This window comes from Arthrobacter cheniae, from assembly GCF_003602275.1.
In the GTDB taxonomy this organism is placed as follows: domain Bacteria; phylum Actinomycetota; class Actinomycetes; order Actinomycetales; family Micrococcaceae; genus Arthrobacter_D; species Arthrobacter_D cheniae.
This window is the reverse complement of record NZ_QZVT01000011.1, coordinates 63,654-78,384: the sequence shown is the minus strand read 5'-3', so window position 1 is coordinate 78,384 and position 14,731 is coordinate 63,654. Positions and strand designations below refer to the sequence as shown.

The window sequence follows — 14,731 nt, the reverse complement described above, 5'->3', positions numbered from 1 at the left end:
AAAGGAACAGTTCGATGAGTGATGTGCAGCAGGCGCAAACCGCGCTTGACGACGTCGAGGAAGCGCTGCGGGACGTGATCGACCCGGAACTCGGCGTCAACATCGTCGACCTCGGCCTTCTGTACGGCCTGAAGTACGCCGACGACGGCGCCCTCCTGATCGACATGACGCTCACGACGGCAGCGTGCCCGCTGACCGACGTGATCGAGGAGCAGGTCGGTCAGGCTCTGGACGGCGTCGTCGATGAATGGCGTCTGAACTGGGTATGGATGCCGCCCTGGGGTCCCGAGAAGATCACCGAAGACGGCCGCGATCAGATGCGGGCCCTGGGCTTCAACATCTGAGCAGCATCACAGGCACCCCGCCTGTCGAGGGGCGGTTCCAGCGAAGGCTGGGGCCGCCTTTCGTCGTTTCCGAGGGAAGTGGCTGCCCGGGCCGGTGCCGTCAGGCGCCCGGGTCGTGGGGATCCATGCCCCTGTCCCGGTCGCCGTCGTGCTCGCCCAGACCCCGCGCGGCAAGGGCCTCACCTGTCCGGTGCGCGTACGCGACGGCGCCGATGACAAGGGGAGTGACGGCGACACGTGCATTCCTCTCGAGGCCGCGCGCCCGAGCCGCCTCGCGCACGTCCATGAACAGCCCGGCGAGGTAGGGGATGCTCCGAAGCATGATGGACAGGGCGAGGGCGAAGCGCTCCGGGTCGGCGCCGACCACGCGGAACGGCCGGACAAGCCTGACCACTCCGTCGAGCAGGGACTGCATCGGGGTGGTGAGCGTCACCGCTCGGGCCGCCAGGAGGCAGGCGGTGATGCCCCCGACCACGGTGAAGGCCCGGAGCCAGCCCTGTGCCAGGCCCTGGTACAGGGCCAGGATCGCCAGCATCGGCGCCGCCGGAGCTAGCATCCGCAGGATGCGCAGGGGCGAGAGATGCGCGCCGATCAGGAGTGCACACAGTGTCACCGTCAGGGTGATCGCCGTCGTCGACGGCGATCTCCAGGTGACGACGGCGACGGCGCAGGCGAGTGAGGCGACGGCCTTCAGGGACAGGGGCGTGCGGTAGAGGAACCCCTGACCGTGCTGGTAGAGGCCGAGCGTGCTGCCGTACCCCCTCATGGCCCGTTCGTCCGGTCCAGGCCCGGCGCGTCAGCGGATCGTCCTGCCAGTGCGCGATAGCGGGCGACGGCGTCCGGGGGCGGACCGTCGAATACGATTCGCCCGTCGTCGATGACGAGGGTCCTCTCGCTCTCGAGCGCGAAATCGAGATTGTGGGTCGTGAAGACGACCTGCTGGTCGAGCCCTGCGATCAGCGCACGGACGAGGGCGTCATTCCGCAGGTCCAGCAGCGTGGTCGGCTCGTCGGCCACGAGGACACGGGGCTCCACGGCGAGGACCACCGCGAGTGCGAGGACCTGCCGCTCGCCACCCGAGAGGTCGTAGATGCTGCGGTCGGCGAGGTGCTGTATACCGAAACGCCCGAGGACCTCCTCGCCGCGGCGCAGGCGCTCGGCCGTCGGCAGCTTACGGGCCCTGAGCGAGAGCTCGACGTCCTCGCGTCCCGTAGGCATGACGAGTTGGGACAGGGGATCCGTGAAGACGAAGCCGACCGACTGCCGCACGGCACGGGCGTCGGTCCGGGTATCCCTGCCGAAGACAGCGACGGATCCCGCCGAGGGTGTTCGGAGTCCGTTGATGAGGCGCAGCAGGGTCGACTTGCCCGAGCCGTTGGCGCCGATGATCGATACGCGCCGTTCGGACAGCGTCAGCGTGAGCGGCTGCAGCAGCATCCGCTGGTCGTCGTCGGACCGGACCTCTGCGGCCCGGAACTCAATCACGCCTCGACCAGGATCTACTCACGGGCTGCTTCCACTACGCGCGCCGCGAGAGGAGGCGCGGGAATGCCCGGTGGACCGATACCGCGAGCAGGGCGGCGAGGATGTTTTTGAGGACGTCGCCAGGAAGATAGGCGGCGTCGATGAGGATGGCGTCACGGAGGGGCAACCCGGCATTGACCATGAGTCCGGCCACGCCCAGGGGATGGATGGTCAGCAGGCTTGCTGCGAGGCACGCCAGGAACAGCAGGGACGCCCGGAAGCGCGTGGCTCTGCGGATGATGACAACGGCGATGAGTCCGGCGACGAGGGCCGCGAGAGGGAAGGCCACCAGGTATCCCGCCGAGGGTCCCGCGAGCACGCCGAATCCGCCACTGAAGCCGCTGAAGACAGGTAGGCCGATGAGTCCGGCGACGAGATAGAGCAGGACGGCGGCGGTCCCGCGGGCCGGACCGAGGACGACGCCGGCCAGCATCACCCCGAGCGTTTGCAGGGTGATGGGCACGCCGAGCGGACCCACCGGGATACCGGGTACGATTGCAAGGGCGGCGATGAGGGCGGCGAAGACCGCGACCAGCGAGAGATCGGTGGTGTCCCACCGCTTGCGGGATGACGGTAGGCTGCTGCCGGCCGGTCCGGCGACGGTCTTCTCGGTCGGCTGCATGGCTTACGCTCCTTCAGCGGGCCGGAGTCGCACCGGTTGCTCCGGTGATATGTCGACTTCCTCCAGCCGTAACTGCTTCTGTACCGAGACTAGCGCCGGTCACCAGGGAATCCTTTGTGGGATTCCTACAACAAACGCCGTCTCTGGCACCATCGAAAGGCCTCATCGTGATCAACGTGTCGAACCTGGAGCTGCGGGCTGGCGCCCGCCTGCTCATGGACGAGGTGTCCTTCCGCGTGGACAAGGGTGACAAGATCGGACTCGTCGGTCGTAACGGCGCCGGCAAGACCACTCTCACCAAGGTGCTCGCCGGAGAGGCGCTGCCGGCCGGAGGCACGGTGACGCGTTCAGGTGAGATCGGCTACCTGCCCCAGGACCCGCGCACACCGAACATGGAGCAGCTCGCTCGGGACAGGATCCTCTCGGCGAGGAACCTCGACGCCGTCGTCACCGAACTCCGTCAGGCGCAGGAGGACATGGCCAGCGACAAGAACTCGGTGCGCAACAAGGCCATGGCACGCTACGACCGCATCGAGGCCGCCTTCCTCGCCGGTGGCGGTTACTCCGCGGAAGCAGAGGCAGCGGCGATCTCCTCGAACCTCTCGCTGCCCGAGCGCATCCTGAACCAGCCCCTCAAGACGCTCTCCGGCGGTCAGCGCAGGCGTGTCGAACTGGCGCGCATCCTCTTCTCGGGTGCCGAGACCATGCTCCTCGACGAGCCCACCAACCACCTCGACGCCGACTCCATCACCTGGCTGCGGGACTTCCTGAAGAACCACCAGGGCGGCCTGATCGTGATCAGCCACGATGTCGAACTGCTCGAGGCGACCGTCAACAAGGTGTTCCAGCTGGACGCCAACAGGGGGACGATCGACATCTACAACATGGGGTGGAAGCGCTACCAGCTCCAGCGCGAGACGGATGAGCGAGCCCGGAAGCGCGAGCGCGCGAATGCCGAGAAGAAGGCGCAGGTCCTCATGGATCAGGCCAACAGAATGCGCGCCAAGGCTTCGAAGGCCGTAGCCGCGCAGAACATGGCGAAGCGTGCCGAACGCCTGCTCGGCGGGCTCGATGCGGTCCGCACCTCGGACCGCGTGGCAGCACTCCGGTTCCCCGAGCCCTCTCCCTGTGGCAAGACCCCCATGACGGCGGAGGGACTCAGCAAGTCGTACGGCTCACTGGAGATCTTCACCGACGTCGACCTGGCGATCGATCGCGGATCGAAGGTCGTCATCCTCGGACTCAACGGCGCCGGCAAGACCACGCTGCTGCGGATGCTGGCCGGCGTGGACAAGCCCGACACCGGACAGGTCATCGCGGGCCATGGACTGAAGGTCGGGTATTACGCACAGGAGCACGAGACGCTGGACACGCAGCGCTCGGTCCTCGAGAACATGAAATCCTCCGCGCCCGACATGCAGGACGCCGAGGTGCGGGGCATCCTTGGATCGTTCCTTTTCTCGGGCGACGACGTCGACAAGCCCGCAGGCGTCCTCTCCGGTGGCGAGAAGACGCGCCTGGCTCTGGCCACGATCGTGGCGTCCTCGGCCAATGTCCTGCTGCTCGACGAGCCCACCAACAACCTCGACCCCGCGAGCCGCGCGGAGATCCTCGGTGCGCTGAAGAACTACAGCGGAGCCGTGGTGATGGTCAGCCATGATGAAGGCGCCGTGGATGCGCTCGATCCCGAGCGCGTGGTCCTGCTGCCCGACGGCATCGAGGACCTCTGGAACCAGGACTACCTGGAGCTGGTCACCCTCGCCTGACGGACCTGACGGACCTGACGTGCCTGGCGGGCGTCGACGAGCTTGACGGGCCTCAGGAACGCGCCGGGTCGGCCAGCGGGCCGAGCGCGCGTCCCGCGCTAGCGGATCCCCTGGGCGTCGAGGATGGCGTCCTCGTCCTCCTCCGAGGAGGGACGACGGCGCCGTCGGACCGGTCGGTCCGTGGCTGTCCCGTCCTGTTCGGCGTTCGTCCTGCGCTGCAGCCGTGCGGCATAGCCCAGTCCCACGAACGCGAGGACGCCGAATGCGAACCATTGCAGGGAGTACGAGAGGTGTGGGCCCTCGTCGATCGAGGGTTTCGGAGCCGCGACCGGTGTCTGCGCGGCTCCCGGCCGCTCGAGTGCGAGGAGACCGTAGGCGGCATCCTGGAGTGGATAGTCCAGCCGTTCGGACAGGGCGGCGAGGTCGATTGACGCCACCTGCCCCTCCGGTGCGCCGCGGTTGACCGAGGGCTCGCCCGGCTTCATCCTGGCGGTGACCTCGACCTGACCAGCGGGCGGTTCCGGTACCTCATCCGGGCGTCCTGCCTCGGCATTGCCGATCGGCAGCCATCCCCGATCGATGATCACGGCCGTTCCGTCGTCGAGCTTCAGCGGCGTGAGCACCTCGTACCCCGGCTGCCCGTTGAGAGGGCGATTGCGCGCGATGACCTGGTTGGCGACGTCATAGGTCCCGGTGAAGGTGATGGGGGTCCATTCCCGCGACGGTTGATACCGGTCGAACCCGTTCTCGCCCGGCACGTACCGCTCCGGGGTTGCGTCGTAGTTCGCCTCGATGCGCTGAATGTTCTCGACGACGGCCTCGCGCCGGTCCAGCTGCCAGCGACCCAGGCCGACGCAGCCCGCAGCGAGCACCATCACCATGACGAGCCACCCGAACCAGCGTACGGAGAAGAGGAAGCGGTACACCTAGCGGATCTCCGGCGGATGGTCGGCGGTCAGGGGGAGGGTCTCCTTCCACAGACCGCGCTCCCGGAGGTACTCCTCGAACCACTCCACATGGGTCGGGCAGGACGCCCAGGCCTTCCGGCGATCGGGGGTGTGGATGCGCGGGTTGTTCCACAGGAGCTGCCACGAGGCGTCGTCGCGGCACCCCTTACGCGAGCAGACCGGGCTCGCTCCGGCCGCACGCTGGGGAGCCGCGAACAGACCGAGGCCCGCGGTCGAGGCGACCGCGGGTCCTTGTACCGGTGGCACCTCAGGCATCTGTACCCGGCTTGCCGTAGCCGGCGGAATGCGAACCGTGCTGCGCGGGATGAGCCGCGTCGTCGATGATCTCCCCGCTCAGCACGTCATCATCACCGTCGTCGGGACCGGCGTCGACGACCCTGGCCTCGATCTCGCGGACCGGCGCACGATCGATCAGGGCATCGCTGTGCCTGATGTTGCTGGTGTCACCGCCGCCATTGGCGACGATGACGGCGAAATAGGGCAGGAAGACTGCACCGGCGATCATGACCCATTGCAGCCAGACGTAGGGAACCACGAAAACGAGGATGAAGCAGATGAGGCGGATGCTCATCGATATGGTGTAACGGATCATTCGTGTTCGCATCTCATCGCTGTGCGATTCACGTGCGTCTGAAATGCTGTGGACGTCTGTGTTGTGCTTCGTTTGCTTACTCATCACACTCCAAAAAGACTGCCTCTATTATCTCACTTCGGGCCTGGTTCCCGAAGTCGAGGGATGCGCCGCTAGGATCGTCGGGATAGTTTGACGCGTCGCCACAGGCAAGATCCGGGGAAGCTCGGAAGCTCCGCCGGCTCGTGCGCGCGATCGCCGATATGGACAACGTGGACCCCTTCCGGCCCGCAGACAGAGGAGTTCTCCCCGTGGCACCTGGTGCAGACAACACGACGACGGCTACCGGCCGCAGCGTCCTCATTACCGGAGGAAACCGCGGGATCGGTTTGGCCATCGCCAAGGTATTCGTAGCCAACGGCGACAAGGTTGCCATCACCTACCGAAGTGGTGACGTTCCTGAAGGGATGCTCGGCGTCAGGGCCGATGTCACCAGCGAACAGCAGATCGATGCCGCTTTCACCCAGGTCGAGGCGGAACATGGTCCGGTGGAGGTCCTCGTCGCCAATGCCGGCATAACGCGGGACACGCTGCTCATGCGCATGACCGAGAGCGATTTCACCGACGTCATCGATACCAACCTCACCGGTGCCTTCCGCGTGGTGAAGCGGGCGTCACGCGGAATGATCCGCCTCAGGCGCGGCCGCGTGATCCTCATCTCCAGCGTGACCGGACTGTACGGAGCGCCCGGCCAGATCAACTATTCCGCGTCGAAGGCCGGGCTGGTGGGCATGGCCCGGTCCCTCACCCGGGAACTCGGCTCGCGGGGTATCACGGCCAACGTCGTCGCGCCCGGATTCATCGACACCGACATGACGGCGGAGCTGCCCGAAGCCACGCGGAAGAGCTATCTCGCCACCATTCCCGCCGGACGCTTCGCCTCACCGGAGGAGGTCGCGGGCGTCGTGTCCTGGCTCGCCGGCGACGCCGCCGGCTACATCTCGGGTGCGGTCATCCCGGTCGACGGCGGCCTCGGCATGGGTCACTGAGGCACCGCCTCGCCATCCCGCGCGATCTTCTCCCAGCACTGCAACTCTCCACTCCAACCCCCACCCCAAGGAGCACCATGGCCACCCTCGAGGGAACCACAGCAATCGTCACCGGATCATCCAGGGGCATCGGCGCCGATGTCGCGCAGCTGCTCGCAGCGCAGGGCGCCGCGGTCGTCGTCAACTACCGCCAGAAGGCGCCCCGCGCCAACAAGGTCGTAGCGGGCATCGAGGCTGCGGGTGGCAAGGCCGTCGCGGTCGGCGCGGACCTGACCACGCCGGAGGGTCCGGCCGCGCTCGTCGATGCGGCCGTCTCGACCTTCGGGGGGCTGAACCTGCTGGTGCTCAACGCCTCGGGCGGCATGGAGACGTCGATGGGCGAGGACTACGCCCTTCGCCTCAACCGCGACGCACAGGTCGCCATGCTCACGGCTGCCGCCGATGTCATGCCGTCCGGCTCACGCGTCTTGTTCATCACGAGCCACCAGGCGCACTTCATCGAGAAGGTCGAGACGATGGAGGCCTACGAGCCGGTCGCCCGCAGCAAGCGGGCCGGTGAGGACGCACTGCGGGACCTGATCCCCCGACTCGACGAGAAGGGCATCTCCCTCGTCGTCGTCTCCGGCGACATGATCGAGGGCACGGTCACGGCGACCCTGCTCGATCGCGCCACCCCCGGCGCCATCGAGGCCCGCCGCCAGGAGGCGGGGCGCCTCTACTCGGTGGCGGAATTCGCCACCGAGATCGTGAGGATGGCGACGGCCGATGTCCCGACCGGCCACACCGAGTACGTGGGCGGTGCCGAGGACTTCATCGCCAAGAGCTGATCCGGGCCGGAGACGCTGCGCGTCCCGCAGTCCTGCCTCGCGAACGGTACAGGGCGGGACGGTCCAGGGCGGACGATCCGAGGCAGGAGGGCCTGCGCGATAGGTCAGAGACCGGCGAAATGGCGGACGACGTCGAGGTCCGGCAGGTCGAGCGCGGCGTCCGAGGCTGCCCGGACGGCGGGTTTGGCGTTGAAGGCCACGCCGAGCCCCGCCGCCGCCAGCATGTCGAGGTCGTTCGCGCCGTCGCCCACGGCGATCGTCGAGGACAGGTCCACACCCGCGCGATCGGCCTCGGCCCGGAGCACCCGCTCCTTCTCGCGGCGATCGACGACGGCACCGGACACGCGACCGGTGAGGACGCCGTCCTCGATCTCGAGATCGTTCGCGCGTGCGAAGGACAGACGGAGTCGCGCCGCCAGCGGTCCCAGTACCTGCGAGAAACCGCCGGATACGACGCCGACGGTGTGCCCGGCATCAAGATAGGCCGCGACGAGCAGTTCCGCACCGTCGCTCAGCTCGATCCGGCCGACCACCTCGTCGATCACGGACGCCGGCAGGCCTTTGAGAGCGCGAACCCGATGGTGCAGGGATTGGGTGAAGTCGAGTTCGCCGCGCATGGCTGCCTCCGTCACTGCGGCCACCTCCGCCTCCCGCCCGGCATGCGCGGCGAGCAGTTCGATGACCTCCTGCTTGATGAGCGTCGAGTCCACGTCCATGATCAGCAGCTTGGGGCCGGGCAGGTAGACCGGTGCCGGTACGACGGCAGCGTTGATCCCGCTGGAGGAACTCCAGGCCGTCAGGACCGAGCGCAGGACGTCGGGCCCGGTGGAGAGGCGCAGGTCCAGGGTCAGGGTGTCGTAGGTCGGCGATCGCTGAAAAGCTTCGTTCCTGATGGCGGCGCCGAACTCGTTCAGGGCGGTCACCAGCTGGTTCCGGTGGCCATCGTCGAGCTTCGGCGCGAATGCGACCACCCTCGTGTCTACCGACATGCGTATGCTCCCTGTCTGCGCCGCTGTCGGCGTCGTCTGCTGTGGTGATCGACGTAGAACGGTTCGTGACGTCGACGATGCCAACGCTCCTCGTCCGACACCCGCTGCTTCGGATCAACCCGGCGGGGGCGATCAACGCCACGGAAGACCGGCCTCGCAGGTTCGGCGGTTTCGCCACGGAGCCGCTCCTTAGCCTAGTGTCTAGAACCATGTGGAACGTTCTGGAACTGGCAGGCGTGAGCCTCATCAGGGGCGGCAAGACCCTTCTCGACGAGATCGACTGGCAGGTCGGCGCGGGGGAGCGCTGGGTGGTCATGGGACCCAACGGAGCGGGCAAGACCACCCTGCTCCAGCTCGCGGGTGCACGCCTGCATCCCACTCGCGGCGTCGTCGGGATCCTCGACGAGGTCATGGGCGCCGTGGACGTCTTCGAACTCCGCCCACGCATCGGGCTGGCCTCGGCGGCGCTCGCGTCGCAGGTACCGGACCACGAAACCGTCCTGAACGTCGTCGTCACCGCCTCCTACGGTGTCACCGGCCGATGGCGCGAGCAGTACGAGCGTCTCGACGAGCGCCGCGCCTTCCGGCTGCTGGACACGTGGGGCATGTCCCGGTTCATGAATCGCCCCTTCGGCTCGCTGAGCGAGGGTGAGCGGAAGCGCGTGCAGATCGCCCGGGCCCTCATGGCCGATCCGGAACTCCTTCTCCTGGACGAGCCCGCAGCCGGGCTCGACCTCGCGGGGCGGGAGGACCTCGTGAAGCGGCTGACGGAACTCGCCCGCGACGAGGATGCGCCCGCAATGGTGCTGGTCACCCATCACCTCGAGGAAGTGCCGCCCGGATTCACCCACGCCCTGCTGCTGCGTGACGGAAAGATGGTGTCCGCCGGTCCGATCGGCGTCGTCCTCACCGAAGAGAACCTGAGCGCTGCCTTCGACGTCGCCCTCAAGGTCACCGAGGAGAACGGTCGCTACAGCGCGGTCGCCCGGGCGTGATCTCCGCCCCTGACGGCCGCTCGGCAGCGGCAGGGGCGGCCTGATGCCGCTCGTACACCTCGACTCGGCCGATGATCCCCGCCTGTCGGACTACCGAAACCTGACGGACGTCCAGCTGCGGCTGGCCAAGGAGCCCGCCGAGGGGCTCTACATCGCAGAGAGTCCCAAAGTGCTGCGGCGTGCGATCGACGCCGGGCACGCGCCGCGATCCTTCCTGCTGGCGCCGAAATGGCTGCCCGACCTCGACGACGTCATCGCACGGTTCCCTTCCGTCCCGGCCTTCGTGGCGCCGGAGGCCACCCTCGAAGTGATCACCGGCTTCCGCCTCCACCGTGGCGCTCTCGCCGCCATGCAGCGGCCGGACCCTCGCCCCCTGACGGAGGTCCTCGCCGGCGCACGCCGTGTTGCCGTGATCGAGGACATGGTGGACCACACCAACCTCGGAGCCGTCTTCCGCTCGGCGGCTGCGCTCGGTATCGACGCCGTCCTGGTCAGCCCGCGCAGTGCCGATCCGCTGTACCGACGGGCCGTCCGTGTAAGCATGGGCAGCGTCTTCCAGGTGCCCTGGGTGAGGCTCACGTCCTGGCCCGGCGAGCTCGCCATGGTCCGGGCAGCGGGCTTCACCCTTGCCGCCCTTGCGCTCGTCCCCGGAGCAGTTCCACTCGGAGCATTCCCCGCGCAACGGCACGAGCGGCTCGCCCTGCTGCTCGGCACCGAGGGCAACGGTCTCAGCTCCGGCGCCCTTGCCGAGGTGGACGTAGCCCTGACCATTCCCATGCACGGCGGCGTCGACTCGCTGAATGTCGCGGCAGCAGCCGCGGTCGCGTTCTGGGAGTGCCGGTACGACGCCGACGCAGCTGCTATTTCGTGACGCAGGTGCGGCTGCGCTAGTATTGACAGCTGGCACAATTGCCACCCTTTCGTACCCCCCGTGCCTGGCAAAATCCAGGCAACCAGAGAAGGTAGTCCCGTGAAGTCTGATATCCACCCCAAGTACCAGCCCGTCGTGTTTCGCGACCTGGCCTCCGACCAGGCGTTCCTGACCAAGTCGACGGTCGGCTCAGCCAAGACCATCGAGTGGGAAGACGGAAACACCTACCCCCTCATCGAGGTCGAGATCTCCTCGGAGTCGCACCCGTTCTACACGGGCAAGCAGCGCATCATGGACTCCGCCGGGCGCGTCGAGCGCTTCAACGCCCGCTTCAAGGGCTTCGGCGGCAAGAAGTAGTCCCGTTCTTTCACACCGCAGGACACACGGGCGCACGCGCTCCATCCTTCAGGAAAAGCCACGCCGCTCCGGCGTGGCTTTTCCCGCTTAACGCACCGAACACGCGCACAAGGCCGTAACCCGCAGCGGGTCGGCACCAAGGAGGTCCGCAGCATGGAACAGGAATCGGACACGGATCGCCTGCATGGCGAGTTCAAGACGCCCGGCGGGAAGCTCACTGCCGTGGACCTCTCCATACGGGACGGGCGCATGGTCGATGTCTCCGTCAACGGGGACTTCTTCCTCGAGCCGGACGAGGCCCTGCTCGACATCAATGACGCACTAGAGGGGCTGCCCGCCGATACCGCGCCGGGCGAGATCGCGGCTGCCGTCACGGCCCGCCTCGATCCCTCGGTCGTCCTGTTCGGCTTCTCCGCGGGAGCCATCGCGACAGCCGTCCGGCGGGCGCTCGGCAGGGCTACGGGCTTCGCGGACCACGAGTGGAAGATCATCCCTCCGACGCCGCTGTCCACTCCCATGCATGTCGCCATGGACGAGGTCCTCACGCACGACGTCGGAGCGGGTGCACGCAACCCGACGATCAGGTTCTGGGAGTGGCAGTCACCGTCCGTGGTGATCGGCAGCTTCCAATCTGTGCGGAACGAGGTGGACCAGAGAGGCGTGGAGCGGCACGGCGTGACAGTCGTGCGGCGGATCAGCGGGGGAGGAGCCATGTTCATGGAGCACGGCAACGCCATCACCTACTCCATCTACGTCCCGCAGTCCCTCGTGGACGGCTTGAGCTTCGCCGAGTCCTACCCCTTCCTCGATGCCTGGATCCTGGAAGCGCTGGAGCGGCTCGGCATCAGTGCCTGGTACCAGCCACTCAACGACATCGCGACGGAGGTCGGGAAGATCGGCGGAGCCGCGCAGAAACGCCTCGCCAACGGCGGCATGCTGCACCACGTGACCATGAGCTACGACATCGACGCGGACAAGATGCTCGAGGTACTGCGCATCGGCAAGGAGAAGATGTCGGACAAGGGCACCAGGAGCGCCAAGAAGCGCGTGGACCCCCTGCGTCGGCAGACCGGCAGGACGCGCGAGGAGATCATCGAGGTGATGATCTCGACCTTCCGTCAACGCTTCGGCGCCGTCGACGCCACCCTGTCGGAGGATGAGCTCCGCCGCGCCGAAGACCTGGTGGAGCGGAAGTTCGGCACGGACGAGTGGCTCTACCGCGTGCCCTGAGCCTGAGCGGTCAGGGCACGCACGAGATGGTCCCGCTCCTCGAGGATGATGCGGCGGAGTGCGGCCGGGGCATCGGCGTTGGCTTGCAGCCAGTCATCCGTCCGCACGACGACGGGGTGGTCCGCGGGTTCTCCGTCGAGGTCCTGGCGGCCCGGGTACAGGCCCCGGACGATCCTGCCGGCCATCTCTATGCCGCGGGTCGCCCATACGCCGCGGATCGCCTGGAAGTAGGGTTCCTCGTACTGGCCGATCAGGTTCCGCGAACCCAGCATGAAGCCCTCGATCGCGGCACTGAGGAGTTCGTTCGACAGGCGCGTACCGTGGACGGCCTCCTCCCAGGTGGCTTTCTTGATCGCGGCATCCGGAATCGCCGCTGACGCCAGCGTGAAACCGACCCTGCCGGACGCCGTAGCGTCCGCGATCCTCTCCGCCTCGAGTTCACCCGGGAGTACACGCTGCTGGGCTGCGAGCCCCTGCAGGAAGAACCAGCGGAGTTCGGCGTCGAGCCGCAGCCCGCTGACGTTGTCGTCGCCGTCGAGCAGAGCGCGCAGGTGGTCCGCGGGGCGCGGTGCGGTGCGCGCTGCGGCCGCCAGCGCCCTGGCCCAGGCGAGCTGGTGGTCGGACCCTTCGTCGGCGCCGCGAAGCCCGTCCCACAGGAAGTTCCCCACCCGCTCGCGCAGAGCGGCGCGTGCCACCGCAGGGGCGAAGCTCTCGACCGCGGTCCGCGCATTCGCCAGCAGGACCTGAAGGACGCCGACGCCCGTCTCCGCGGGTGCGGCGAGCATCACGGCATCGAGGTAGGCATGGACCGGCAGGGCGGCATCCCTGGTGCTCGACCACAGGGCGGTGAGGCAGGTGGCGCGAGCAAGCGGATCCTTCAGACGGTGGATAGAGGTCAGAAGCGTCGAGAGGGACCGGTCGTCGAAGGAGAGCTTGGCGTAGGTGAGATCGTCGTCATTGACGAGGAGCAGATCGGGCTGCCTCCTGCCCGTCAGCGCCGGTACGAGCGTGCGTCCGCCCGTGACGGTCACGGCCTCCGATGCGGATCGGACCAGCCAACCGTCGGCGTCGAACGTGTAGAGCCCGACACGGATCCGGTGGGGGCGGGGCTCGTCGAGGCCTGTCACCGGGTCGACAGCGTCCTGCACGAGTGCCACGCCACCGTACGCGCTCCCGTCGACCGTGACCTCTGCCCTCAGGGACGGCACGCCGGAGGTCTGCAGCCAGGACTGCGACCAGGCCGTGAGGTCCTGCCCTGTCGCGTCGGTCAGCACGTCGAGCAGGTCCATGAGGGTCGTATTGCCGTATTCGTGCTTTCGGAAGTACTGGCGTGCGGCGGCGGTGAAGGCATCACGGCCGACGAACGCCACGAGCTGCTTCAGCACCGAGGCGCCCTTGGCGTAGGTGATGCCGTCGAAGTTCTGCTTTGCCGCTTCGAGGTCCGGGATGTTCGCGACGATCGGGTGCGTCGTCGGAAGCTGGTCCTGCACGTAGGCCCACGCTTTCCGTCGATTGGCGAAGCTGACCCACGAGGTGCGCCAGCGGGTGGCTTCGGCGAGGGCGAGGGCGCCCATGTAGTCCGCGAAGGACTCCTTCAGCCAGAGGTCGTCCCACCACGTCATCGTCACGAGGTCACCGAACCACATGTGCGCCATCTCGTGGAGGATCGTGTTCGCCCGGCCCTCGCGCTGGGCGTCCGTGACGGCGGACTGGAACACGTAGTTCTCCGTGAAGGTCACGAGCCCCGGATTCTCCATGGCGCCGAGGTTGTACTCCGGCACGAAGGCCTGGTCGTACTTGCCGAAGGGGTAGGGGTAGTCGAAGACGCCATGGAAGAATTCGAGGCCGCGCTTCGTGGTGTCGAAGATCTCCGGTGCGTCGAAGGACGGGGCGAGTGAACGGCGGCAGTAGAGGGCCAGGGGCACCTCGAGGCCTTCGCCCGCGGTCCCGGCCCCGCCCGTCCAGGTGTCGGTCTCCCGGTGGTACGGCCCGGCGAGCACAGTGGTGATGTAGGTCGAGATCCGGCGCGTCGGTGCGAAGACCCACCGCGACGTGCGGGCACCCGGCTCTCCGACCGGTTCCACGCTGGTCTCGATCCCGTTCGAGGCAACCGTCCAGTCGCTGGGGGCGAGGACGCTGAAGGAGAACGAGGCCTTCAGGTCCGGCTGCTCGAAGTTCGCGAAGACACGGCGGGCATCGGCCGGCTCGTACTGCGTGTACAGGTAGGTCTCGTCGTCCACGGGATCGACGAACCGGTGTAGCCCCTCCCCGCTGGAACTGTAGAGGGCCTGACCGGTCACCACCACGGTGTTCCCTGCGGCGAGGTCGTGCAGGTGGATCCGGGCACCGTCGCTGACGGCGGAAGGGTCGAGGGTCCTGCCGTTCAGCTCCACAGCGGTGACGTCACCGATGAAGTCGAGGAAGGTCCCACCGCCGGGCCGCCGGCAGGTGAAGACCACGGTGCTGGTGGTCCGGTAGCTGCGCGCACGGGCATCACGCGCCTGGGAAAGATCCAGTTCGACGGTGTAGCTCTCGGTCTCCAACAGCGCCGAACGGGCGGCCGCCTCGTCGCGGCGCAGGTTCTCGTTCTCCATCGGGCCATTCAACCACGCCCCCGG

General features: G+C 67.6%; 16 protein-coding genes. 8 read left to right on the top strand and 8 right to left on the bottom strand.

Going from position 1 to position 14,731, the window contains the following annotated elements; all coding sequences use genetic code 11:
- Positions 1 to 14: 14 nt before the first annotated feature.
- Entirely contained in the window at positions 15 to 344 is a 330-nt protein-coding gene (locus D6T63_RS16410; RefSeq protein WP_120150133.1) for a metal-sulfur cluster assembly factor, read from the top strand.
- Between the two features lie 100 nt (positions 345 to 444).
- Here the strand turns inward: D6T63_RS16410 and D6T63_RS16405 are convergent, their stop codons facing one another.
- From D6T63_RS16405 to D6T63_RS16395, 3 genes are all read right to left on the bottom strand, one after another.
- Positions 445 to 1,110 carry an energy-coupling factor transporter transmembrane component T family protein gene (locus D6T63_RS16405; RefSeq protein ID WP_120150132.1) on the bottom strand — a complete coding sequence of 222 codons (666 nt, stop codon included), beginning with the start codon at positions 1,108 to 1,110 and terminating at the stop codon, positions 445 to 447.
- Positions 1,107 to 1,781 (bottom strand): energy-coupling factor ABC transporter ATP-binding protein, encoded by a 675-nt coding sequence (locus tag D6T63_RS16400; RefSeq protein ID WP_120150151.1) that lies wholly within the window; start codon positions 1,779 to 1,781, stop codon positions 1,107 to 1,109. The genes D6T63_RS16405 and D6T63_RS16400 overlap by 4 nt, the downstream gene beginning before the upstream one ends.
- Before the next feature lie 82 nt (positions 1,782 to 1,863).
- Positions 1,864 to 2,490 (bottom strand): biotin transporter BioY, encoded by a 627-nt coding sequence (locus D6T63_RS16395; protein ID WP_120150131.1) that lies wholly within the window; start codon positions 2,488 to 2,490, stop codon positions 1,864 to 1,866.
- Between the two features lie 167 nt (positions 2,491 to 2,657).
- On the opposite strand from D6T63_RS16395, the gene D6T63_RS16390 reads away from it, so the two are divergent.
- Positions 2,658 to 4,256 (top strand): ABC-F family ATP-binding cassette domain-containing protein, encoded by a 1,599-nt coding sequence (locus tag D6T63_RS16390; protein WP_120150130.1) that lies wholly within the window; start codon positions 2,658 to 2,660, stop codon positions 4,254 to 4,256.
- Between the two features lie 98 nt (positions 4,257 to 4,354).
- On the opposite strand, the gene D6T63_RS16385 is transcribed toward D6T63_RS16390, so the two are convergent.
- Genes D6T63_RS16385 through D6T63_RS16375 form a run of 3 tightly spaced genes read right to left on the bottom strand, consistent with a single transcriptional unit; the run spans position 4,355 to position 5,900 of the window.
- Positions 4,355 to 5,182, bottom strand: a complete 828-nt coding sequence (locus D6T63_RS16385; RefSeq protein ID WP_120150129.1) for an SURF1 family cytochrome oxidase biogenesis protein — start codon at positions 5,180 to 5,182, stop codon at positions 4,355 to 4,357.
- Positions 5,183 to 5,479: a hypothetical protein gene (locus D6T63_RS16380; RefSeq protein ID WP_235830813.1), complete on the bottom strand. Its 297-nt coding sequence runs from the start codon at positions 5,477 to 5,479 to the stop codon at positions 5,183 to 5,185.
- Positions 5,472 to 5,900 (bottom strand): DUF3099 domain-containing protein, encoded by a 429-nt coding sequence (locus D6T63_RS16375; RefSeq protein WP_120150128.1) that lies wholly within the window; start codon positions 5,898 to 5,900, stop codon positions 5,472 to 5,474. Before D6T63_RS16375 ends, D6T63_RS16380 begins: the two co-directional genes overlap by 8 nt.
- A gap of 206 nt (positions 5,901 to 6,106) precedes the next feature.
- On the opposite strand from D6T63_RS16375, the gene fabG reads away from it, so the two are divergent.
- Positions 6,107 to 6,844 carry a beta-ketoacyl-ACP reductase gene (fabG, locus tag D6T63_RS16370; protein ID WP_235830811.1) on the top strand — a complete coding sequence of 246 codons (738 nt, stop codon included), beginning with the start codon at positions 6,107 to 6,109 and terminating at the stop codon, positions 6,842 to 6,844.
- Between the two features lie 77 nt (positions 6,845 to 6,921).
- Complete coding sequence (locus D6T63_RS16365) at positions 6,922 to 7,671, top strand: SDR family oxidoreductase (RefSeq protein ID WP_120150127.1); 750 nt, start codon at positions 6,922 to 6,924, stop codon at positions 7,669 to 7,671.
- A 104-nt stretch (positions 7,672 to 7,775) separates the two neighbouring features.
- Here the strand turns inward: D6T63_RS16365 and serB are convergent, their stop codons facing one another.
- Positions 7,776 to 8,660 (bottom strand): phosphoserine phosphatase SerB, encoded by an 885-nt coding sequence (serB, locus tag D6T63_RS16360; RefSeq protein WP_120150126.1) that lies wholly within the window; start codon positions 8,658 to 8,660, stop codon positions 7,776 to 7,778.
- A gap of 209 nt (positions 8,661 to 8,869) precedes the next feature.
- On the opposite strand from serB, the gene D6T63_RS16355 reads away from it, so the two are divergent.
- The 4 genes from D6T63_RS16355 (at position 8,870) to D6T63_RS16340 (ending at position 12,113) form a co-directional block, all read left to right on the top strand.
- A complete protein-coding gene (locus tag D6T63_RS16355) occupies positions 8,870 to 9,655 on the top strand; it encodes an ABC transporter ATP-binding protein (RefSeq protein WP_120150125.1) in 786 nt (261 codons plus the stop codon).
- Positions 9,656 to 9,698: 43 nt separating this feature from the next.
- The gene (locus D6T63_RS16350) at positions 9,699 to 10,526 is read left to right on the top strand and encodes a TrmH family RNA methyltransferase (RefSeq protein WP_120150124.1); all 828 of its coding nucleotides are present in this window, start codon (positions 9,699 to 9,701) and stop codon (positions 10,524 to 10,526) included.
- A 99-nt stretch (positions 10,527 to 10,625) separates the two neighbouring features.
- On the top strand, positions 10,626 to 10,883 hold the full coding sequence (locus D6T63_RS16345; protein ID WP_120150123.1) for a type B 50S ribosomal protein L31: 258 nt from the start codon (positions 10,626 to 10,628) through the stop codon (positions 10,881 to 10,883).
- Positions 10,884 to 11,036: 153 nt separating this feature from the next.
- Positions 11,037 to 12,113, top strand: coding sequence for a lipoate--protein ligase family protein (locus tag D6T63_RS16340; RefSeq protein ID WP_120150122.1), 1,077 nt, complete (start codon positions 11,037 to 11,039; stop codon positions 12,111 to 12,113).
- Here the strand turns inward: D6T63_RS16340 and pepN are convergent.
- Positions 12,098 to 14,707, bottom strand: coding sequence for an aminopeptidase N (gene pepN / locus D6T63_RS16335; RefSeq protein ID WP_120150121.1), 2,610 nt, complete (start codon positions 14,705 to 14,707; stop codon positions 12,098 to 12,100). The genes D6T63_RS16340 and pepN overlap by 16 nt on opposite strands.
- Positions 14,708 to 14,731: the final 24 nt, after the last annotated feature.